Source organism: Candidatus Nomurabacteria bacterium, assembly GCA_016699085.1.
Taxonomy (GTDB): Bacteria; Patescibacteriota; Minisyncoccia; order Phycocordibacterales; family UBA9973; genus CAZLWF01.
This window is the reverse complement of record CP064958.1, coordinates 741,713-763,916: the sequence shown is the minus strand read 5'-3', so window position 1 is coordinate 763,916 and position 22,204 is coordinate 741,713. Positions and strand designations below refer to the sequence as shown.

Sequence of the window (22,204 nt, the reverse complement as noted above, 5' to 3'; positions counted from 1 at the left end):
ATGGTATTGTCGAACAGTATGGATCAAGAACAACAAAAGCGTTTTGATGAAATGTATACCATGGTTCGAGAGAATCACAGTATGCTCAGAAAGATTTTACGTGCTCAGCGTACTGCACAGTTGATGCGGATTGTGTACTGGGCAATTATAATCATTTCAACATTAAGCGCGTATTATTTTCTGTTGCCATACATTACGACACTCAAAGGTGCCTATACTAGTGGTGCAAGTAGCATAGAAGATTTAAAGAATTTAGGTAGTCAGTTCAATACAGAAGAACTAGAATCACTTTTTAAGTAATACTATAAAAGTTTTTTGAAGGAATCTTGTTTTGGTAAATAACCTCAAATGTATTAAGATAGATACTCAAAAAGATAATAAAAATATATTGCTTGGGTAGCTCAGTTGGTAGAGCATTCCCCTGAAGAGGGAAGGGTCACCAGTTCGAACCTGGTCCCAAGCACACGAACGTAGTGAGTGGCTGGAGTAATGTGTCTGCACACATTACGTGCCAGTTCGAAAGCCGCAGTTATGGTGAATGTGTGAACCAAGCGAGGCGGGGTCGCGAGTACTTAGCAGAATTAGAATATATGATAATTATGTTTAGTAACTCGTGACCGAACCTGGTCCCAAGCACACGAACGAAACAAAAACTCCTATAGAGGAGTTTTTGTTTATATTGATTTCACTTTGAGTGTTGTCTGGCGTCCTTTGTCGATCTTTGGTAGTCTGATCATCAGTAATCCGTGTCGTTCGATAGCCTCCGCTTCTTCCGGTTCTACTTCTTGGGGCAAAAGAATTGTTCTAGCAAACGTTCCCCAGTAGAGTTCTTTGGTAAAGTAATTCTCTGGAGCAATCATTTTATTCTCCTCACGTTTGCCCTTGATCGTAATCATGTCGCGAGTGATATTGATCTGAAGATCTTCGGGTCTGACGCCAGCGACCATTGTTTGCACAATAATTTCAGTTTGGGTTTGGTAGACATCCACAGTTAACTGTGCTTCTTCAACTTCATCTTCTGTCCAGCCTGTATCTTTACTTTTTGCAGTCTCAGATGTCGTAATTTTATATGGTTGAGGGGTTGTAGGAGTTGCTATAGGCACAGTTTCTTCTTCGTCTTCATCTCGAAGCCGTATGCCACCAGTCAATCGTTCAAAAAAAGATTTTTTATATGCCATAAATTTAACGTCGAGTAAGTAGATCGTTCACTGCTCCGTGAATAACAACGTCCTTGAGATAGAGAGGTTCGCTCATGCGCCTCAATTTTTCAAACAAGAGCATACTAATAATAGCAACAACCCAGAGGAAGCCGAAAACTTTGAAAACTTCGCTTGCACCTGCGTCCATTATAAAGAAATTAAAGATGCTATGCAAGGTAATGGCGAGCCCTATGCCAAAAAGAATACTAAAAAACTTCACTGTTTTTGATTGGAAAAAGGCGAGCCCTATCATAATACCGATGAGACCGCTCGATACACTATGCAAGAGAGTTGCTCCCAAGAAGCGCAGGTTACCCGTGAGAAGACTGACTGTTGTATCGCTGATACCGATAGGATAAGCAAGGAATAATGCATTTTCAAGCGCTGCAAAGCCTAATGCGGCTGTCATAGCATATATCGGGAAATCGATTGGTTCATCTGCATATGAAGAATGGAGTGCCATAACTGCTACTGCAGAGAATTTGATGAGTTCTTCTGAGGCAACCCAAAGGACAGTCAGTACGTCTGGATTATTTGATAGCGTGCTGATATAGCGTTGGATAGGCAATACCAAGATAACAGCAATCATGCCAGCTAAAAAAGTAAGGAAAAGGAGTCCGTTTGGTTCTGGCTTCTCACGATCTTCGCGCAACCAAAACCTAAGCCATAGAAATGCAGGAACTAAGCCGAACAAAAGTGAAAGAGCCAGGGTTACTGGATCAGAATTAACTTTGCTTGCTATTGAAGTGAAGTTATCCATTCGATGTATATGTTGGCCATGGGGTTACCATGAGAAGTGTTTTATCGCTCCTAGGTATCATACTCCAGATTTCTTCTGTGACGAAGGGCATAAATGGATGAAGAATAGTAAGACTCGTCGAAAGAATTTCTAAGAGCAATTTTTGGCGTGATGTTTTTGCCTGTTCATCTGATCCACTGAGTATGAGTTTGCTTTCCTCAATAATTTTATCAGCAAATGCATGCCAGATGTAGTGATAGATTTTTTCTGATCCTAAGTGGAAGCGGTACTCATCCAGGTCTCTGGTGATGTCGGCAATGGTAGCTTGAAACTCTTGAGCTACTTTTTGATCAGCTTCTGTATAGATAGTATGAGCGTTTACATTTGAATTATTGGAAAGTACAAACCGTGTAATATTCCAAAGTTTGTTAGCAAAATTTTTGTAGCCCTTTATCTTGTTTTCATCGATTTTACTATCTGTTCCCGGTGCAGTGCCGACAATGAGAGCCATGCGGCCTGCATCAGCGCCAAACTTATTTGCCACATCGATTGGGTCAATCCCGTTCCCGAGGGACTTAGAAAACTTCCGGCCTTGATTATCTCGGACGAGCCCATGCAAATAAATATTATGAAACGGTACAGTGCCGAGTGCATATCCAGTCATGAGAATCATTCGAGCAACCCAGAAGAAGAGGATCTCGTACGCAGTTTCAAGGACATCGGTCGGATGGTACAGTTCTAGATCTTTGGTTTTTTCTGGCCAACCAAGCGTTGAAAATGTCCAGCTGCCAGATGAGAACCATGTGTCGAGTGTATCTTCATCCTGTACCCATCCTTCACCTTCTGGTGTTTCAGTGCCGCAATATATTTGATTATCTTTATACCAAACAGGGATTCGATGACCGTACCAAATTTGTCGTGATATACACCAATCACGAAGGTTATCGATCCAGTGGAAATACGTCTTACTAAAATAATCTGGAATAATTCTGATCTGATTGTTCTCAACAGTCTTTCGCATGATGTCTTTGAGTGTCGTTTTTGATCCAGATGGAATGCCGGCAATTGTAGATTCTGACAATATGAATTCTTTATTAACAGCGACGAACCATTGGAGTTTTGGTAATGGCTCAATAATGCCACCGGTGCGTTCTGCAGTGCTAATATTTTGGGTTACCTCCTCTTCTTTTTCTAGCAATCCTTCTGTGTGGAGCCATTCGACGATAACTTCTCGAGCCTCTGTTGCTTTCTTGTTGAGTATTCGCTCGTCACCGATCATCATCTTGGCATACTCATTGATGACTTGTGGATGGGGCAAATCATGACGTTCTGCAATTTCCCAGTCGATCATTGAATGTGCCGGTGTCACACCAAGTGCTCCAGTGCCGAATTCTTTATCTACTGATGCATCAGCAATGATTTTGATATGAAGCGGTACGCCACAAAATTCTAAGTCATACTCTTTGCCGACAAATTCTTTATATCGAGCGTCGTCGGGATGAACAGCGACAGCAACATCACCGACTTTGGTTTCAGGACGAGTTGTTGAGATAGAAATAGGGAAGTCTTTGCTATATTTGAATGTATACAATTTAGCTTTGCGCTCCTCATAGACGATTTCATCATCAGCGATCGTTGTCTGACCTTTGGGATCCCAATTGACGATGCGGTTGCCACGATAAATGAGTTCATCATCATACATTTGTTTGAATAATGTATTGACCGCCAAGTTCCTCTTTTCATCCAGAGTAAATGCTTCCCGTGACCAATCACATGATGCGCCCATAATCCGCATCTGAGACGTCATTGTTTTTCTATTGTCTTCGACAAAAGCATCAATGCGTTTCAATAGTTCATCACGACCTAGGTCATGTCTCGATTTACCTTCTTCTTTTTTGATAATGCCTTCAACTTTTGACTGCGTAGCAATAGCTGCATGGTCAGTGCCAGGTAGCCAAAGCGTCCTAAATCCTTGCATACGCTTGTAGCGAATCATAATGTCTTCTACGGTAAGAAATAGCGCGTGACCCATATGGAGCACACCTGTGGCATTTGGGGGTGGCATCATTATGGTAAATGGTTTAGCATCAGACTTTGTAACACCTTGTGATATACACGTCTCTGGATTAAAAAAGCCGCTCTCTTGCCAGAGGGCGTAGATGCGCTTTTCTGTATCGGTCGGATCGTAGGGCTTCAGTAGCTTTTCAGGGATTGTATTTTCGGGTTGCATTCTTACAATATAACATTTTTATCACGTTCGCCAAGAATTAGTTGCCATATGCTCTCTGTTGTGGAATGATGACAGTATGATTGTCGCGATTGCAGAAACAAATGGTGCTGGCAAAGGCACCGTAGCTGATTACTTAGTTTCACTTGGCTTTAAACATTTCTCCGCTCGTGAATTTTTTGTTGAAGAAATTAATAAGCGAGGACTTATCGTGAACCGAGACTCTATGAGGCTTGTTGCGAATGAACTCCGCCAAACATATGGACCAGACTATAATATTCGCACGTTATACGAGCGAGCTTTGGCATACGGCAATAATGCTGTGATTGAATCACTTCGTTGTCCTGCAGAAACAAGTTTTATTATAAATAAACCAGATACACACTTTATTGGCATAGACGCGGATCCTCATATTCGCTACAAAAGAGCAATGGATCGCAAAAGTGCAACTGATAGTGTTACGTTCGAAAGATTTCTCTCTGACGAAGAACGGGAATCTATCGGTACTGAGCTTTGGGATATGAATATCCCACTTTGTTTAGCAAAAGCTGAGAAGATTTTTATGAATGATGGAAATTTGGAAAAACTTCACGCAGAAATTGACTTATGGCTAGAAACGATTGGTTTTAAAAAATGAAAATTTATAATGTAAGATTGCCGTTGGCAATGAGGGTGTTCAATTGAACACCCTTTTTCTTTTTCTGCCACTGCATGTAGCCTGCGATGGCGATCATGAGAGAGTTATCGGTGGAAAGTTCTCGGGTAGGGAAATAAATAGGCACAGGAGATAGCTCGCTTAGCACTTTCCTGATTTCTTGGTTAGCTGCGACGCCTCCACCAACGATAAGTGATTTCGCTTTGTATGTTTGTATCGCTCGCAATGTTTTACTAACGAGGACATGAACTGCCGCATCTTCAAATGCGCGGGCAATTTCTCGCTTTAGTTTTAGGGGTATTATAATTTTTTTTCTACCATTTGGATTACTACTGTGGCCTTGGATAAAGTAGAGGACTGCCGTCTTGAGTCCAGAAAAAGAGAAATCATAATCCTTGCTATGGATCATAGGACGAGGGAAAGTAAACGTACTCACTATTTTTTTATCACGAGCTTCTTTGGCAAGTCTGGATATCATTGGGCCACCTGGATATGGTAGACCGAGCAAACGCGCGACTTTATCAAAGGCTTCACCCACAGCATCATCTCTCGTCTGTCCGATGATGTCGTAGTGTAGCCAATTTTTAATATAGACGAGCTCTGTATGACCACCTGAGACCAAGAGGGAAATACTAGGGAAAAGTTTGGTATCAATCGTAAAAGTTTCTTTATTGCTTTTTGGAAACACGGAAAAAATATGGCCTTCCATATGATTGACGCCAATAACTGGAATACCCCATAACGTTGCAAGTGCTCGCGCGAAGTTGATGCCGACCCAGAGTGTTGGTTCGAGCCCTGGACCCGTGGTCACGGCTATAAGGTCAATGTTTGGCTTTTTGATTTTGTATATTGTTTTTAGAAATATTTTTTTGAGTTCTGGTTCACGGTCAAGCATAAGTTCTAAATCCGTAACTTGTTTTTGACTAAAGGCAGTCGTACTTTTTTTTGCTAACCTTGCCTCCTCTAATGTTTTTATAAACAGAGGCACAAGATTCTTGCTGTGCTCACGTTTGGCCATCATAGGGAAGACACCGCCATATTTCGCATGAAGCTTAACCTGTGAAGCGACATTGTTCGCTAAGATTTTGAATTTGGGTTTTGTTGATCCACCAGATGCCTCGACGATGGACAGTGCCGTCTCATCGCAACTGGTCTCAATAGATAGGATTTTCATAATAAAAGATATAACAAGAATTAAAAGCTAATCTACCTCTTCTAGTCCCGTACTTGGAAGTATGTGTATTCGATATGCTTCCGTAGTTTGGGATCGCAACTAGTTTCGATAGATAGTATTCGCATATGGCGATTCTACCAGAAATTGCTATTTTTGACTATTTTATAAAATGTGCTAGAGTGACGGAAACAAACTCTGTCACAATGAGTAAGGTAATTATAGTTACAGCACCATCAGGTGCGGGCAAAACAACTATTGCAAATGCTCTATTGGAAACTTTTCCAATACTTTCATTTTCGATTTCTGCCTGTACCCGTCCAAAGCGTCCGATGGAAATAGATGGCAAAGATTACCACTTTTTCACAAAAGAAAAGTTTAAGCAAAACATTATTGACAATGCTTTCCTTGAATGGGAAGAAGTATATGATGGGCTATTCTATGGCACATTGAATTCTGAAATTGAGCGCATCGCAAGGGAAAATAAAGTGACTCTTTTTGATGTTGATACGCGCGGTGCCAAGAATATTAAAAAACGATTTGGCGACAACGCACTGTCACTTTTTATCAAACCACCTAAGCCTGAAATACCAATATTAGAAGAAAGGCTTCGTCATCGTGGCGATAAGGAAGATTCAATTGCAACCAGAATTGCAAAGGCTGAGATCGAACTTGAAGCACAAGATGATTTTGACTATATTATTGTCAATAAGAATTTAAACGATGCAATTCAGGAGGCAACAAGGCTCGCTGAAACCTTTTTAGAAAATTAAATTTGAAAACTATAGGACCTCGTTAGGGGTCTTTTTTGTGCGCGATAAGGGATTCGGCGATTACATCGCCAGGTACTTTTCGATGCTTTGCATAACGAAAAGTCTTTCGAATCCCTTACGCATATGAAGCAGTTCATATGCTATCGCTCGTTCGCAAAGCTCACGGTGCGCGATAAGGGATTCGAACCCCTGGCCTACCCCACGTCAAGGGGTCGCTCTACCAACTGAGCTAACCGCGCAATACAATCTCTACTATATTAAAAATTTTAAAGGCTACATAACTTCGATACCTACCAAGACAGCTAACTGCTCAATACAATACTAATGCATTCAAAATTTTAAGGCCGCTTCACTTCGATGCCTACCAAATCAGCTAATCACGCAAATATATCAGTATCTTACACGTCATGACACTAAAATTCAAATTATTGCTTATTTGATTAAGTGTGGTAGTATTTTCGAGTACTTGTTCATTTCACAAAAAAACAAATCAAATACGTATGTCCAAATCAATAAGAGGTACGACTGCTTCGCATAAAAGCGGTGGCTTCGATGTAATCTCAAATTTCAGAGGAAATAACAAGGCATTAGTGCCAAAGAAAGATTCGTTACTTGCCAATCTTTCATTGCTTTGTATTGTCCACAGTTCATGTGAACGGCGGACCAGGGGACAGATTATTGTGGAGAAATTAAAAGACAAAGGCATTAGTATGACGAACACAATGTTCGTAGATACCAACAATACCTATGCCAGAGAAATGCATAGGAATTGCCTCATCGAATTAGGTGCAAAGAACGGACATGTGCCGCCGAATAAAAGTAAATTAGGTATGTCTGCTACTTCTTCAGCATTTATTGAGGATTTAATTCAGGCAATGAGAATGCGAGTTACCGCTGGAGCAGAACGATTAGTAGTTTTTTCGCACTCAGACAATATACATGACATTGTTTTTAATTTTGACAAACGTATTGAAAAAGAAGCCTGGAACAATGGATTCAGATATTTTACTGACGAGAAAAAAGATCAGGACATGCTCGTTGTAGAATATGGGCCTAAGCCAAATATGTATTTAAAATAATTTTAACAGATCACAAACAAAAAGTATCCTTACTAAAAGGGTACTTTTCTTTTTCTATCGAATTGTAAGTTTCAAATTGTGAACTCGTTGCATGGATTTCAGAAGCCGTTAATAATCACAATTCGATACTCAGTAGTATAGAGGATTTAAAAACTTTGTCACCTCCTTTTTAGAGACTTTCGACTTTCGGTAATCCCCCTCTCACACCTAACTATTCCGTGGTGTTTTTTAGTTACTTTTGAATCATAGATTTATTCACCTGTCTTCGGCGAACAATCAAAAAGATACTAAAGAGTGTATTTACAATTACCCAGGTAATAGGATAGAGTAGTGTCAGAATATTAAATTTCTCTAGGGCAATAATTCCCAATGCATGGCGAAAAGCCGTAAGTTCCCACGTAAATAAGTTTTCTTGAAATGGCTTGTTCCAGGATTTTCTAATCGTTGGACCAAACCCTGATACGTCTGTCGCAACAAGAAGAATCATTGACCATACAGGCTGCTTTGCTAAAAGCCATAGTCCAAGGGCAATGAGAGAAACCAGTAGAAAAATAATATCTAGTTTAGTTATCTTTTTTTCTCCATATTTGAGCGAAAGGAAGAATATAAAGATACAGATTGCCGAGACAGCAAATGTAATCCATGCACCCACTCCTGCCCCACCTGATACTTGCAAAGCCCATGTTACTGAACTTGCAATACTCCAAATAAGAAAAGTGAATGCATGAGGAACTGTCTTTCTCCGAAGAATGTCTCGTATGTAAATACCATATCCGACAAACGATAGCGCTACAGCGATAATGCTGATAACTACTTTATAGTCCATATTTAAAAGTGTAACATTCGAGTTACTAAAATGTTAGTGATTCTAAGTACGAAATAGAGTAAATCTCTGATACGGATTTGTTATTTATCACAAGTTGTGACCCTACCGGGAATCGAACCCGGATTAACGGCTTGAAAAGCCGGCGTCCTAACCGTTAGACGATAGGGCCAAATGAATAAACTATATGTATTAAATTAACAAATATTTTTTGCTAGGCTTTTCAAAAGCCGGCGTCGCTATATTCTAACTTGCGTTAGACGATAGGGCCAAAATGGTTTATAGTTCTTAGACGTTTTTAAGTAAATCTAAAAACGCAAACACTATACCATTTTTTTTATAATTTGAAAATATATACGGAGGCGTGGCTGAGTGGAGTAAAAGTAAACTGCTTTACTTTTACTCCGAAGGAGGACAACCATTCAGGCACGAAAATGACCTCCGTTTGAGCAAAGCGAAATATACGGAGGCGTGGCTGAGTGGTTGAAGGCACCGCTCTCGAAAAGCGGCATATCCGAAAGGGTATCGTGAGTTCAAATCTCACCGCCTCCGCAGGAGCAAATTCCAGGTATGAAATTTGAGGAAGAAACTATGGGATAGTTTCTGTTGGGATTTGAACAGCGGAGTTAAAATGTTCAATAGAACATTTTTCGAGCTGGCGCCTAGACAAGTTTTTTTGTGACTACAAAATCTTAGTCGGAGGCTAATCTCACCGCCTCCGCAGTAGTAAATTTTACTTTAAAACTTAGGGGATAAATCGGAACATACTCTATTGACAAAATTATTTTTTTATATATACTAGATTTATAACTACTCTCATTGGTTTGATGAACATTGCCTCTTAAGGCAAACGAACTGGCGAGACACTTAGTCGCCAAATTTTATTGTAAAGACTACACAGTTATAGAGCACTACGCTCAAAAATTATTATGCAAAACAAAAGTTTTAGAAGGGAAGGACCCCGCAGTTCTTCTAGTTCACGTCCAGCATTTCGTTCTGGTGGAAGTCATCGCCCAAGCGGGAGAGGTGGCAACAGAGGCGGTGGCCGCGGTGGTGAACGCATTGATATATCTAGATTTATCAACAAAGCAGTCATAACAGAAGAAACAGATCATTTCGTGCCTGAGCACGCATTTTCTGATTTCCTCATTACCGACACACTCAAAGAGGCTATCAAAGTCAAAGGTTACGTACACCCTTCGCCAATCCAAGATCGAACGATCCCCTATATATTGAAAGGACACGATCTCGTGGGTATTGCGAATACTGGTACAGGTAAGACTGCGGCATTCTTAATCCCGCTTATCAACAAAGTGCTCTTGAATCGCAAAGAGAAAATCTTAATCTTGGTGCCGACACGCGAACTTGCAGTGCAGATCGATGATGAGCTCCGAACGTTTACCAAGCGAATGAAAATTTTTTCTGTTTGCTGTGTTGGGGGTGCAGGTATTGGCAAGCAGATTCGTGATCTACGGTATGAGAATAATTTCATCATCGGTACACCGGGACGAATCAAAGATCTCCTTATGCGTAAAGCGCTTTTCTTGCGTGACTTTAACACTATAGTGCTCGATGAAGCAGACCGTATGCTTGATATGGGATTTGTGGCTGATATGCGATTTGTCGTAGCTGGTATGCCCAAAGAGCATCATTCACTTTTCTTCTCAGCGACACTGTCACATGCAATCGAAGTCTTGATTACTGAATTCCTGAAATCACCGATCCGCATATCAGTGAAAACTCGTGATACATCAAAGCAAGTTGATCAAGATGTTGTTCGAGTTGGAGGCAGCAATTCCAAAATGGATGTGTTGCAAGACTTGCTCGCTAATCCTGAATTCAAAAAGGTTCTCATTTTCGGCCGCACGAAACACGGCGTTGAGCGATTGACGAAAGACTTGGCTCTAAAAGGTTTCAAGGCAGAATCAATCCATGGCAACAAAACGCAAAGTAACCGCCAGCGAGCATTGGGACAATTTAAAAACAATACCATTCAAATATTAGTCGCTACAGACGTAGCAGCACGAGGACTCGATATTGCTGATGTGTCACATGTGATTAATTATGAAATCCCAGCTACCTATGATGACTATATTCATCGTATCGGTCGTACTGGACGCGCAGGCAAGCGAGGCAAAGCACTGACATTCATCGGATAATATAAAATAAAAACTTCTCTAATTTTTAGAGAAGTTTTTATTTTATATTGAGATAGATGTATTGCATCACACTTTGTAATCCACTTCGTTAGACTATCGTAAGAGTCGAGTAGATTATTCCTAATTAAAATATATTTTATGAACACAACACTTGGAGTTTTTACAACACATAAACAAGCAGAAGACGCAATTCAAGAATTTAAAGGTTTTGGCATTAGTGATGCAGACCTATCATATGTCTATATCAACAAAGATGGAGAAATAACGAATGCGACAACAGGTAACAAAGTTGGTGCTGGTGCAGCTGTTGGCGCAACGACAGGTGCTGTTGTCGGAGCGATTGCAGGACTTGTAGTCGCAAATGGTATATTACCAGGACTCGGAACTTTGTTTGTTGCGGGACCACTCGCTGCAGCACTGGGATTTACTGGTGCAGCTGCTACGACCGTCGCAGGGGCTGCTACCGGTGCCGCAGCAGGCGGATTTATCGGAGCATTGGGTGGCCTCGGTGTATCAGATGATGATGCCAAACTGTATGAGGATTTAGTCAGAGCAGGAGATATTCTCGTCATCACTCGATCAAATCTAAGAACGAAGGATATTTTTATGAAAACTGGTGCGACTGAGGTGAGAGAATATATGCACTAAAAAATCTAACATTGCAAAAAAGCCTGGTTTTCCAGGCTTTTTTTGTAATTATGTATATTTGACATATGCCTCGAGACCTATATAATGCGACTAATACATTCAGTTCACAGTTCACTAAAAAACAAATATTCACTATGGAAGAAAATAATAATGGAGTGTATGTTTCTCTGCCAGCCCCAGGTGGAGCCGATCAAAAGATTTTTGTGCTGGACACATCAGTGATTCTTGATGATTCCAAAGCAATTAAGAATTTCCATGAGCATCATATTGTTCTCCCAATTACCGTTCTCGAAGAGCTCGACAATTTTAAGAAGGGTAGTGAAGAGAAGAATTTTGCAGCGCGTGAATTTATACGTTATCTTGATCGAGCTTCTGCGGGTAACTTATCATTGCAACATTGGGCAAATATTAACGGTAAAACCCATGGTCAATTCAGAGTTGTTATGGGTCATGCGAATGGTGTTGATACTGATGCGATATTTGACAGTGTGAAGTCGGATCATAAAATCTTGAATGTTGTACTTCGTGTACAAAAAGAAAACCCTGATCGTCAAGTAATTTTAGTCACCAAAGATATCAATCTTCGAGCTAAGGCTCGGTTTTTGAAGATTACCGCTGAAGATTACGAGACAGGAAAAATTAAAAACCTGGATGAGTTATATACAGGCAGAACGCTGATTGATAAATTCCCAACAGAAATACTTGATGGGCTGTTTAAAGATGGTGAGTGTGACGCCTCACTTTATTTCAAGAAGAAAGGTAAGAAGCCAATACCAAATCACTATTATCTTTTTGACAGCAAACAAGGAACAGAGCCTATTATTACTAGTTTTAATAAGCAGTCCAATAAGCTTTTCTTGGTAAAGAAAACTCGAACAGCATATAAGATCAAACATCGGAATATAGAACAATTATGTGTGATTGATGCATTATTAAATCCAAACATCCCGCTTGTTTGTCTTGAGGGAGTTGCTGGAACTGGTAAAACATTACTTGCACTTGCATGTGCATTGGAACAGCGGAGGGATTTTCACCAGATATATCTTGCGCGTCCAATCGTGCCGCTTAGTAATAAAGATATCGGCTATTTGCCTGGTGATATAAAGAGCAAATTGAACCCATATATGGAGCCCTTGTGGGATAACCTTAAATACATCAAGAATTGCTTCACTGAAAAAGATAAAGAATATCGCCAGATTAATGAAATGGTAGAGAATGAAAAACTCATGGTTTGCCCCCTTGCATACATCCGTGGAAGAAGTTTTTCAAATGTGTTTTTCATTGTAGATGAAGCTCAAAATCTAACCAAACATGAAGTGAAAACCATTATTACTCGTGCGGGCGAAAATACAAAAATTATTTTTACCGGAGATATCCATCAAATCGATACGCCATACCTCGATACACATAGCAATGGATTAAGTTACATCATTGATCGGTTGAAAGGATCTCCACTTTTTGCACATGTAAAACTTGAAAAAGGAGAACGAAGTGAATTAGCGAACCTTGCCAATGATCTTTTATAATTTATAAACCAAAAAAACCACCCACAGGGTGGTTTTTATTTTGATGGTAGAATAATTATATGGCTCAAAATAAAAAATATGATCATATAAATTTTAAACCTCCAACACTTGTGGCACTGCAAGCAAAGCGTGGTCTTGTATTACGTGCAAAGTTTGGTCATGGAGGAACCAGTGTTGGCATTGCTCGAGCAAGAGATCTCAAGAATCGTCGAGTGTTGTCTCCACGCACAATCACACGGATGTATTCATATTTTTCTCGCCACTTCGTGGATAAACAAGGCAAAAATTTTTTTAATAAAGAAAAACCATCAAAAGGTTATATTGCATGGCAATTATGGGGTGGCGATGCAGGAGCAGCTTGGTGTCATAAAATATATTTACAAATAAAGCAAATAAATAATTGATAACATACTGCTTGAGCTTACCTATGCATATACTATAAGAAGGATCAAAAAACAAAGAATTAGAAATATATACGCTCGGTCAGGATACTTTAGTTAAAAGTCAGTGGCCACTTGTTAATGTTATTAAAAGTGGAGAGAATATATTAGTGCCAGATATGATAGGCGAACCAGCACTTATTACGTATACTAAAGAAGCATGCAGCTTTATTAAATTAAGAATTTAAAGTATGAAAATTATAAAATATATAGTTATCCTTATAGTTGCAATCGTTGTTGTAGTGCTAATTGTTAAAAAAATGCCAAGCACTCCAGTAGCTACTAATACTCCAGATGACATAAATACAGAAATACTTACAGAGCAGGTTTGTTATATTTGGAATACTGAAGCAGGTGATACTGCACTCCTTACTATGGATATTAGTGGTACTGATGTTGTTGGAGAGTTCAATTGGTTACCAGCCGAGAAAGATAAAAAGACCGGTATATTTAATGGCATAATTTCTGATGATGGTACTAATAAAATTGTGAATGCAATTTGGAGTACTAGTGCAGAAGGCATGACCGCTCAAGAAGAGCTCAAGATAATAATCGAAGGCGATATTGCGAAAGTTGGTTTCGGCGAAATGAAAGACAACGGTAGTGGTGCGTATGTCTATGCTAACCCAGATGAAATATCATATGCGCCAAGTTTACAGAAAACCGATTGTAGTAATAGTGCAATGGAGTAAAACATAGTTATGAAAAAGTGGCTGATTATTATTTTGATTCTCGTAGGTGTTGGTACTTTAGTTTATGCATTGATGCAAATCAGTAAGAAAGAAGTGCCAATTCCTAAAAACCCTACGATCATTGGTTTTGGTGATAGTTTAGTTGCAGGGTACGGGGCAACAGGAGGCAATGACTTTATTTCAGTTTTATCAAAAAGTATAGGGCAGCCTATACAGAACTTTGGCGTTAGTGGCGATACAACGGCAGATGCTCTTGTCCGCATAAATACTGTTACAGTCAAAGATCCAGGGATTGTGATACTACTCATCGGAGGCAATGATATTTTGAGAAACGTACCTATAGTAGAAACAGAAAAAAATATCCGTACTATTGTTGAAACTTTTACAAAACAAAAAACTATAGTTGTTCTGGTGGGAGTGCGAGGTGCTTTACTTAATGATTCTTATGGACCGATGTATGAATCGATAGCTCACGATAACGATCTTATCTACGTCCCTAATATTTTGGGAGGTTTGATTGGGAACAGTACCTATATGTATGATGCAGTTCACCCTAATGACGCAGGGTATATGCGAGTTGCGGAAAAAATAGAAGATGCCATACGACCACTACTTAGTAAATAATTTATGAGGGTAGTGCTCTCTATAAGGTATTGTCTAGTAAAAGATGCTATACTACAGAAGTATTGCTAAGTATTAACAATAAACAATAAACATATGCCAACACCAAAAGTAAACTCTGCATTTATGAAGCCTATGAACATAAGCGATGAACTCGCAGCTGTCGTAGGTAAAGGCCCAATGCCTCGTTCTGAAGTTGTAAAGGCCCTCTGGGTCTACATAAAGAAGAATGATCTTCAAGATCCAAAAAACAAGCGCAATATTAATGCAGACGAAAACCTCAAGAAAGTGTTTGGCGGCAAAGCCGTCGTTAATATGTTTGAAATGACGAAGCTCGTTTCAAAACATCTCTCATAAATAAAGCGCATAGCAAAACAAAACCGCCTCAGGCGGTTTTGTTTTGCTATGCATACGTATATTTATTCAACAAAATACGGTATACTTTGTACATGATTTCCTTCATTATAAAATGTGCAATCGGTGTCATGCTCGTTATTGTATTTGCAGGAGTCTGGTTTACTTCGCGAGTTGAACATTCGCCAAATCAGGCTTTATTTATAGAAGGTGGAGTACCTGGTCAAAAACCTGACGGTTTTTATCAAGGTACAGTTAGTAATTTACCAACTGCTTCATGGCTCGGTAAAAAATTTAGTACGGCTCAATCTACGGGCACTAATGTATTCAAGGATGGAAATAGTACAGTTGAACAGTATCCGTTTGTGACTAGAGTACAAGCAGGTCTCCGAGACAAAGAAACTCAAGTTTTGGCTATCGATTACAATATTCCTGAGAATCCATTTTGGTTGCGACCAGTGCTTGATGAAATTGTTGAAGTAACTCCAGGGAACTATCTGGGCAAAATGCATATCAGGATATTTAAGTATTCATTTAGTATTTTATACTTTGAACTTACCAAAGAAAATAATTCCCCTCATTCTATTATTGTCGATCCAGAAAAGGCAAGTGATTTATTGATGACATATTTCAAAACAAACCTAGAGACACTCTCTCAAATCAAACCAGTGCTCGGTGGTACATGGCAAGTAACAAATATAGAATTAGATGCTACTACTGCAACGGGTGCTGTCTACTATGAAGATGGGCATATAGCTGCAAAAGGCACATTCGCATACCAATTTATGGGTTATTCAGATGACAAGCCTGTGCCTTTAGTAACAAATTTTACAGCAACTAGTCTCTAATGATTTACACATCAAAAATTAAAGAGGCAATTCGTTTTTCGATTAAAACTCACGAAGTCTATCAGAAGCAGAAGCGCAAAGGTAAAGATATTCCGTATATCGTGCATCCACTGACGGTTGGCATAATATTGGCAGCAGCAGGTACTAGTGAGCATGTTATTATCGCAGGCATTTTGCATGACACGATTGAAGATAGTGTCATCGACAAGAAGGTAACCAAAGAAATGCTTACAGAAAGATTTGGCGTGCAGGTTGCAGACCTTGTAAGTGCGGTTACCGAGGAAAATACTATAGAGTCGTGGCACGAGAGAAAAAAGCACGCTAGAGAGCATATTGCACATTTTTCAGAAGAAGCGCTAATCTTAAAATCGGCTGATGTGATCGCCAATACATCGGATTTGGTCCATGATCATTCTAAGGAAGGTCTTGCAACATTTGAGCGATTTGGTTTCCCAAAAGAAGTATTTATAGGCGTTTATATTAATGTTATTGGGGAAATTTTGAAATATAGCAAATCAAATCCTTTAGTAGAAGATTTGGAAGATGTCCTAAAAGCATTGCAGGCACTTACTACGCCTGACGTTATCCTTTGACAATAAAGCTTGTTTAGTTTAGAATTAAAGTCTTAGGTTAGATACAGAAACAAAGTCGAGTATCTCAAGTAGCAATAATCACAAAAATCATATGAAGGGAACAATCAAAACTCTTGTACGAGATCGAGGATTTGGATTCATTACTCGCGAAGGCGAGACAAAGGATCTCTTTTTTCACTCAAAAGAGTTAAATGGTATTACATTTGAAGAATTGAAAGAAGGCGATGAAGTCACTTTCGATATCACTGACGGCGAAAAAGGCCCAGCAGCGACAAATGTATCACGTGCATAAGTGAACCAAAGAAAAACACCTTGTGCAATTGCAAAAGGTGTTTTTCTTTTCCCTGCATTGTATTTATATATTTATGGCAAAAGCGGAAAGCATATTATCATTTGAAAATGTTTCGTTTGAATATAGCGAGAACAAGCCTATCTTAGATGAGGTTAATTTTACTGTACGTCGTGGCACCAAGATTACTATCATGGGCCAAAATGGCGCTGGCAAGAGTACGATTTTTGATCTTATTACCAGAGGCCATACAGTAGAATCAGGTGTCATCAATCGTATGCAAGGACTCACGATTGCGCTCTCCCGCCAAGTTATACCGAGAGAAGATTTGGAGCTCACGGTTCGAGAATTTTTCCAGAAATGCTTTTCGAAGAAGATCCATGCTATTGATCCTATGATTGATGACGTCTTGGAGGTGGTTAATCTGAAGCATCATGAACAGTTGCACGAGCGGATAGTTGGATCATTCTCTGGTGGTCAACAAGCAAGACTGTTGCTCGCTTCCGCACTTATTCAAGACCCAGATCTCTTGCTATTAGATGAACCAACCAATAATCTCGATAAGGCTGGTATTCTCCATCTGACTGAATTTTTAAAATCTTACACCAAAACTGTCATGGTAATTTCCCATGATGCGGATTTCTTGAACTCATTTACTGATGGAGTGCTGTACCTAGATATTTATACTCGTAAAGTTGAGCAGTATGCAGGAAACTATTTCAACGTTGCCGAACAAATCAAAGTGCGCGTGGAAAAAGAGAATAGTAAAAACGCCAGACTTACCAAAGAGGCAATTGAGAAAAAGGAGAAAGCAAATTTCTTTGCAATGAAAGGAGGACGCTTACGACTTTTGGCTAAACGCATGCGCGAAGATGCAGCTGAAATGGAAGAAAATCAAGTCGATGTGCGCAAAGAGGACAAGACAATCCGACCGTTTACGATACCAGCTCAGGAAGATATATTAGGTGATATTGTAACCATAACTTCTTTTACAACAATACAAAAGCACAAACCGACAACTCGCAAAGCAAATATAAAACTCAAGAAAAATCAGCATTTGTTGCTCCAAGGGCCAAATGGTATTGGCAAGAGTACATTGCTCGAATCAATGGCAAATGGTACCAGTGCAGGTGTGGAAATTCTAAAAGGCGTAAAAGTAGGCTACTATCGGCAAGATTTCTCGACACTCAATTTTGATGATACGGTATACGCATCACTCATGGCTGTTATGGATAAGAAAGATGAACAACATATGCGAAGCGTTGCAGCAGGATTTCTTATTACATCTGAAGCAATCAAAACTAAAATTGGAGATCTATCAGAAGGTCAAAAAGGCTTGGTTGCATTTGCAAGACTCGTGCTCGAGCGACCAGGACTCCTTATTCTCGATGAGCCTACGAATCATATTAACTTTCGCCATATTCCGCTGATTGCAGAAGCACTCGATACATATAAGGGTGCTATGATTCTCGTATCGCACGTGCCAGAATTTGTCGCTAGTATCCGCATAGATGAAATTCTCGATTTGGAGAAATAGATTTGCTATACTATGAGTACTTATTAGTAAATACAAATATATGGCAAAAGGAAATAATTCTCAAAGAAAAGAAAAAAAGAAACCAAAAAAAGCAAAGTAACAGAAAACAAATCCTGATTCGACATCAGGATTTGTTTTGCTATAGTTGGTGCATGTATTACTGGCTTTTAAAAACCGAAGGTGAATGTTACTCAATCGATGACTTGAAGCGTGATGCAAAAACCGCCTGGACAGGCATTCGCAATTACCAAGCTAGAAACTATATGCGAGATGGTATGCACATTGGAGATTTGGCATTGTTTTATCATTCAGGTGCCAATGCGGGCATCTATGGTATTGCAAAAATAGTTTCAAAATCATATCCAGATCTGACACAATTCGACAAGAAAGATGATCACTTTGACCCAAAAGCAACAAAAACAAAACCAATTTGGCAATGTGTTGATATAGCTTTTGTCAAAAAATTTAAGCAACCACTACTGCTTAGTCAGATTAAATTTGACTCTGCATTAGAAGGTATGGTTGTGCGAGCACGCGGCAGTAGGTTGTCTGTCCAGCCAGTATTAGAGAACCATTTTACATATATTAAAAATTTAGCAAAATAGTATGAAATTAGAAGGACAGGCAATTAAAGATTCCTCATCGCAAGAACAACGTCACTATATAGAACGCTCTGTGGTCGTATCAATATTGAGAACATATGGACAGGATCATGCAGAATCAATGGCAATTTGGAAAAAATGGATTATCCAAGAGCAAGCGAGATTACATCAGGAGCCTTTGCGGGATATTTTGTTTAATATACAGATTGCGGAGACATATAAAGATGCTGGGTTTATTAGTGATGCTCTTCAATCATTTTATCATGTCGCATATATTGCTGATCCTGGGCACGAAAAGGACGATGCACAGGAAGTGTTATATCGTAAAATACTAGCTCAAATCGAAGAATTGGAAAACCTATGATACTCATGATTTTCTTAAGCATATTCGCCCTACTTGCTATGGTTTTTGTACTTATGTTGCTTTTGACGCATTTTCGCGTGTATGTATTGCCGAATAATAAAATTAAAACGATTTTTAAAAAAACTAGTACTGCATATACTGAAGGAAGAATCACCTCTAAAGATCAGAGTATTTTTTATCGACAAAGTGGAAATGGTTTGCCACTGTTGTTTATTCATGGATCACCTGGCTCAGCAGATGTATTTGTTGATTATCAGGCAGAAAATAAACTTGCAGAAAAATATACCATGGTGACCTATGATCGACCTGGGTATGGGAGGACGTCTGGTGGTGTGCGCTCGCTCGCTCAACAAGTTCAGATTGCACATGAAGTCCTGGTTACACAATTTCCAAATAAGAAAGTTACAATCGTTGGTCATTCATATGGAGGCACGATCGCAGCGTTGCTTGTATTAGAACATCCGGAAGTTGCTGAACAAGTTATTCTTTTTGCGCCGATGCTCGATCCTGTCGGTGAAGAAGGCAAGGGGTGGAAACGCTTATCGCAGAGAATATCTTTTATTAGCTACATTGCGCCGTTTATTGCGTATCCATTCCGAGCCAGTGCTAAGGAGATTTACGCATTCCCAAATGCAATCAGGCAATATATTGATAGATTGAAAACAATTCGGATTCCAATAAAACTTATTACAGGCACAAGGGATTTCTTGGTGCCAATATCAAATGTTGCATTTGCTAAAACATATTTTGACCCAAATATCCTTAGTACAGAAGTAATTTCTGGCATGTCACATTTTATTCCACAGCACTATCCGGAAGTAATTAAAAAAGCACTACTAAAAAAATAGAATTAAAATCCAAATAAGATTTTTTCTTACTGCGGAACTCATCTAGCTAAAGCTAGATTCAAACAGTCCTCGTTGCGAAAAATATCTTATTTGGATTTATTCGTTAATTATCTTCTTCAACTTCCCGTAGGAGTGCAATCGTTTCAATGCCTGCGCTTGTACCAGATATTCGCATAACATCTTTGTCTACTTTTTTAAGTTCTTTGCTTGAGTTTGTGTAATGATTGAACACAGTGTTCAAGCTTGTGCCAAGCTTGTTATGGTACTCCTCATATCCTTTCAGATGCTTGCCGAGCTCATCAACACGCTTGACGATGTCTTTAGCACTCTCTTCGATTTGCATGGCTTTGAGACCTTGGAGGACGGTCTGTAGGTATGCCAGAAATGAAGTCGGAGAAACAATAATGACTTTATACTTCGAAGCAGCTCGTTGGATAAGATTTTCGGACTCATCTTTGAGTGCACCGACTTTGTTGATGAGAAGATCATAATAAATGGCTTCGTGGGGAATAAACATGAAGGCGAATTCCATAGTGTTCTTGCTTGGCTGGATATATTTGGAAGTTTCTGTAATGCGATTCTTGAGATCATTGACGAATGCTTTCTCGAGACGCTCTTTTTGGAGGGGGTCTTGCTCCTCGACGAGACGGTTATAATTTTCGAGTGAGAATTTGGAATCAATAGGAATGATTTTATCTTTGATGAATACGACTGCATCAGGAATGAGGTCACTACCATCATCAGATTTACCGAGCTGGTACTGCATTTCGTAACTACCTGTTGGAAGCACATTTTTCAAAAGGGTTTCGAGGTAGTATTCACCCAAAACCCCTCGCTGTTTTGGATTCTTTAATATGTCTTGCAAACTTTGCAGTTGGTCGGTAAATGAGACGACTTGTTTGTTGGTCTCATCGAGTCTAGTGAGTCGCTCGGTGATGTCTCGAATGATGTCTTGGGATTCTTTGCTTTGGTAACGGATGGTTTCGTTCACTTGTTTTTGTGATTCACCGAGACGAGTATCGAGCGTGCGAGTGAGTTCTTGGATTTGGGATTGGAGTAATGTCATAGCACCAGCGTCAGGTGAGGGAAGTGTGTTGTCCTTTTTCCTTCGTACAATAAAGAAAATAATGCCAGCTCCAACGATGCCACCTATGAGAAGTCCAATAATGATTGATTGCATAAGGATATTATAGCGTTAATTTGATGGAATTGTAATTTATTGACTTTTGTTAATAAATATGCTATTATAAGAAAAATTTGATCATGCAAACTGTTCTTACTTTTTTTATAGCATTCGCACTTTTTCTACCAATTTTTTTGCTTGAACTTCAGAATAAATACTTACTTACGGCACGGATACCACATATTATTTTACTACTGCGAGTTCTGTTTCTAAATCCATATAAAGGATTTCAGAAAATATCAGACAGATCACTAAATAGTAGGCATTGGAATTTCCCTTATTCACCAAGTACCCAAGCTGATGAGGAATGGTATCAAAGACATTTGGAATGGGGATATAGCAGACGTATAGGATGGCGCAGTACACTTATTATTGCCAATCGAATCCTTGAGTTTCGCTGTTGGATGAATCTGAGATCATGCAAAAACTATGATGAATTACTAAATAAGGCACTTACTCAAATGAGTAAGATGAATGCAGGAGAATTAGTATTCATCAGTAGTCCCTTGTACGCTCATCCACATGGAGTGCGAAAAGGAATCAAAGAATTACGAAAAATGATTATTAATGCTGCTGAAGAACATGGTGGGCTTATATTTAATCAAATTCCATTCCTTAATTTAAGACTACCTAATCTTAGTGCAAACGAGACAAGAAATAAGTTTGAAGTTTTCTACGAGCCTATTATTTGCTCGCCCTTTATTTCAAAAGTTATTATGAATCAGGGCTGGGAAATATCACTTGGATGCAAAACTGAGTACGAAGTTGCAATCAGACATGCAAAGCAAATTGAATATTACAAAAAAGTAACCTCTCTTCTATGATGAAGAGAGG

General features: G+C 39.3%; 25 protein-coding genes and 4 tRNA genes. 21 read left to right on the top strand and 8 right to left on the bottom strand.

Translation table 11 applies throughout. From position 1 onward, the window contains the following. Nucleotides 1-18: 18 nt before the first annotated feature. Both IPF86_04230 and IPF86_04225 read left to right on the top strand, forming a co-directional pair. Nucleotides 19-300 (top strand): hypothetical protein, encoded by a 282-nt coding sequence (locus IPF86_04230; GenBank protein ID QQR50253.1) that lies wholly within the window; start codon nt 19-21, stop codon nt 298-300. Nucleotides 301-390: 90 nt separating this feature from the next. Beyond that, nucleotides 391-463: transfer RNA gene (locus IPF86_04225), tRNA-Phe, on the top strand. A 211-nt stretch (nt 464-674) separates the two neighbouring features. On the opposite strand, the gene IPF86_04220 is transcribed toward IPF86_04225, so the two are convergent. Genes IPF86_04220 through IPF86_04210 form a run of 3 tightly spaced genes read right to left on the bottom strand, consistent with a single transcriptional unit; the run spans nt 675 to nt 4,168 of the window. Next, complete coding sequence (locus tag IPF86_04220; GenBank protein QQR50252.1) at nt 675-1,178, bottom strand: Hsp20/alpha crystallin family protein; 504 nt, start codon at nt 1,176-1,178, stop codon at nt 675-677. 4 nt (nt 1,179-1,182) lie between these two features. Next, the gene (locus IPF86_04215; GenBank protein ID QQR50251.1) at nt 1,183-1,959 is read right to left on the bottom strand and encodes a PrsW family intramembrane metalloprotease; all 777 of its coding nucleotides are present in this window, start codon (nt 1,957-1,959) and stop codon (nt 1,183-1,185) included. Beyond that, nucleotides 1,952-4,168: a valine--tRNA ligase gene (locus IPF86_04210; protein QQR50250.1), complete on the bottom strand. Its 2,217-nt coding sequence runs from the start codon at nt 4,166-4,168 to the stop codon at nt 1,952-1,954. The genes IPF86_04215 and IPF86_04210 overlap by 8 nt, the downstream gene beginning before the upstream one ends. A 76-nt stretch (nt 4,169-4,244) precedes the next feature. Here IPF86_04210 and IPF86_04205 point away from each other — a divergent pair, with 76 nt between their 5' ends. Beyond that, nucleotides 4,245-4,802, top strand: a complete 558-nt coding sequence (locus IPF86_04205; GenBank protein QQR50249.1) for an AAA family ATPase — start codon at nt 4,245-4,247, stop codon at nt 4,800-4,802. Nucleotides 4,803-4,806: 4 nt separating this feature from the next. Here the strand turns inward: IPF86_04205 and tsaD are convergent, their stop codons facing one another. After that, on the bottom strand, nt 4,807-5,994 hold the full coding sequence (tsaD, locus tag IPF86_04200) for a tRNA (adenosine(37)-N6)-threonylcarbamoyltransferase complex transferase subunit TsaD (protein QQR50248.1): 1,188 nt from the start codon (nt 5,992-5,994) through the stop codon (nt 4,807-4,809). Nucleotides 5,995-6,197: 203 nt separating this feature from the next. Between tsaD and gmk the strand changes: the two genes are divergently transcribed. Then, the gene (gmk, locus tag IPF86_04195) at nt 6,198-6,764 is read left to right on the top strand and encodes a guanylate kinase (GenBank protein QQR50704.1); all 567 of its coding nucleotides are present in this window, start codon (nt 6,198-6,200) and stop codon (nt 6,762-6,764) included. A gap of 166 nt (nt 6,765-6,930) precedes the next feature. Here the strand turns inward: gmk and IPF86_04190 are convergent. Next, nucleotides 6,931-7,003 (bottom strand) — tRNA-Val (locus IPF86_04190). Between the two features lie 261 nt (nt 7,004-7,264). Here IPF86_04190 and IPF86_04185 point away from each other — a divergent pair. Further along, nucleotides 7,265-7,843 (top strand): hypothetical protein, encoded by a 579-nt coding sequence (locus IPF86_04185; GenBank protein ID QQR50247.1) that lies wholly within the window; start codon nt 7,265-7,267, stop codon nt 7,841-7,843. A 232-nt stretch (nt 7,844-8,075) separates the two neighbouring features. Here IPF86_04185 and IPF86_04180 read toward each other — a convergent pair whose 3' ends face one another. Continuing rightward, a complete protein-coding gene (locus IPF86_04180; GenBank protein ID QQR50246.1) occupies nt 8,076-8,669 on the bottom strand; it encodes a hypothetical protein in 594 nt (197 codons plus the stop codon). Between the two features lie 97 nt (nt 8,670-8,766). Next, nucleotides 8,767-8,838, bottom strand: a tRNA-Glu gene (locus tag IPF86_04175). A 293-nt stretch (nt 8,839-9,131) separates the two neighbouring features. On the opposite strand from IPF86_04175, the gene IPF86_04170 reads away from it, so the two are divergent. From IPF86_04170 to IPF86_04100, 15 genes are all read left to right on the top strand, one after another. Next, nucleotides 9,132-9,218, top strand: a tRNA-Ser gene (locus IPF86_04170). Between the two features lie 377 nt (nt 9,219-9,595). After that, entirely contained in the window at nt 9,596-10,825 is a 1,230-nt protein-coding gene (locus tag IPF86_04165; GenBank protein QQR50245.1) for a DEAD/DEAH box helicase, read from the top strand. Nucleotides 10,826-10,963: 138 nt separating this feature from the next. Then, on the top strand, nt 10,964-11,473 hold the full coding sequence (locus IPF86_04160) for a low temperature-induced protein (GenBank protein ID QQR50244.1): 510 nt from the start codon (nt 10,964-10,966) through the stop codon (nt 11,471-11,473). 134 nt (nt 11,474-11,607) lie between these two features. Then, a complete protein-coding gene (locus IPF86_04155; protein QQR50243.1) occupies nt 11,608-12,999 on the top strand; it encodes a PhoH family protein in 1,392 nt (463 codons plus the stop codon). A 59-nt stretch (nt 13,000-13,058) separates the two neighbouring features. Next, nucleotides 13,059-13,403, top strand: coding sequence for a hypothetical protein (locus tag IPF86_04150; GenBank protein QQR50242.1), 345 nt, complete (start codon nt 13,059-13,061; stop codon nt 13,401-13,403). A 227-nt stretch (nt 13,404-13,630) separates the two neighbouring features. Further along, a complete protein-coding gene (locus IPF86_04145) occupies nt 13,631-14,131 on the top strand; it encodes a hypothetical protein (GenBank protein ID QQR50241.1) in 501 nt (166 codons plus the stop codon). Nucleotides 14,132-14,140: 9 nt separating this feature from the next. Then, the gene (locus IPF86_04140; GenBank protein QQR50240.1) at nt 14,141-14,755 is read left to right on the top strand and encodes an arylesterase; all 615 of its coding nucleotides are present in this window, start codon (nt 14,141-14,143) and stop codon (nt 14,753-14,755) included. A 93-nt stretch (nt 14,756-14,848) separates the two neighbouring features. Next, the gene (locus tag IPF86_04135) at nt 14,849-15,109 is read left to right on the top strand and encodes an SWIB/MDM2 domain-containing protein (protein ID QQR50239.1); all 261 of its coding nucleotides are present in this window, start codon (nt 14,849-14,851) and stop codon (nt 15,107-15,109) included. A 92-nt stretch (nt 15,110-15,201) separates the two neighbouring features. Then, the gene (locus IPF86_04130) at nt 15,202-15,954 is read left to right on the top strand and encodes a hypothetical protein (GenBank protein ID QQR50238.1); all 753 of its coding nucleotides are present in this window, start codon (nt 15,202-15,204) and stop codon (nt 15,952-15,954) included. Beyond that, the gene (locus tag IPF86_04125; GenBank protein QQR50237.1) at nt 15,954-16,547 is read left to right on the top strand and encodes an HD domain-containing protein; all 594 of its coding nucleotides are present in this window, start codon (nt 15,954-15,956) and stop codon (nt 16,545-16,547) included. Before IPF86_04130 ends, IPF86_04125 begins: the two co-directional genes overlap by 1 nt. A 91-nt stretch (nt 16,548-16,638) precedes the next feature. Further along, nucleotides 16,639-16,839 carry a cold shock domain-containing protein gene (locus tag IPF86_04120; GenBank protein QQR50236.1) on the top strand — a complete coding sequence of 67 codons (201 nt, stop codon included), beginning with the start codon at nt 16,639-16,641 and terminating at the stop codon, nt 16,837-16,839. Between the two features lie 73 nt (nt 16,840-16,912). Continuing rightward, nucleotides 16,913-18,373: an ABC-F family ATP-binding cassette domain-containing protein gene (locus tag IPF86_04115; protein QQR50235.1), complete on the top strand. Its 1,461-nt coding sequence runs from the start codon at nt 16,913-16,915 to the stop codon at nt 18,371-18,373. A 152-nt stretch (nt 18,374-18,525) separates the two neighbouring features. After that, nucleotides 18,526-18,978 (top strand): EVE domain-containing protein, encoded by a 453-nt coding sequence (locus tag IPF86_04110; protein ID QQR50234.1) that lies wholly within the window; start codon nt 18,526-18,528, stop codon nt 18,976-18,978. Between the two features lies 1 nt (nt 18,979). Then, nucleotides 18,980-19,339 (top strand): hypothetical protein, encoded by a 360-nt coding sequence (locus tag IPF86_04105; protein QQR50233.1) that lies wholly within the window; start codon nt 18,980-18,982, stop codon nt 19,337-19,339. Then, nucleotides 19,336-20,187, top strand: coding sequence for an alpha/beta hydrolase (locus IPF86_04100; protein QQR50232.1), 852 nt, complete (start codon nt 19,336-19,338; stop codon nt 20,185-20,187). Before IPF86_04105 ends, IPF86_04100 begins: the two co-directional genes overlap by 4 nt. 103 nt (nt 20,188-20,290) lie before the next feature. On the opposite strand, the gene IPF86_04095 is transcribed toward IPF86_04100, so the two are convergent. Continuing rightward, nucleotides 20,291-21,367: a DNA recombination protein RmuC gene (locus IPF86_04095; protein ID QQR50231.1), complete on the bottom strand. Its 1,077-nt coding sequence runs from the start codon at nt 21,365-21,367 to the stop codon at nt 20,291-20,293. Nucleotides 21,368-21,450: 83 nt separating this feature from the next. Here IPF86_04095 and IPF86_04090 point away from each other — a divergent pair, with 83 nt between their 5' ends. Further along, a complete protein-coding gene (locus IPF86_04090) occupies nt 21,451-22,194 on the top strand; it encodes a hypothetical protein (protein QQR50230.1) in 744 nt (247 codons plus the stop codon). The last annotated feature ends 10 nt before the right edge of the window (nt 22,195-22,204 follow it).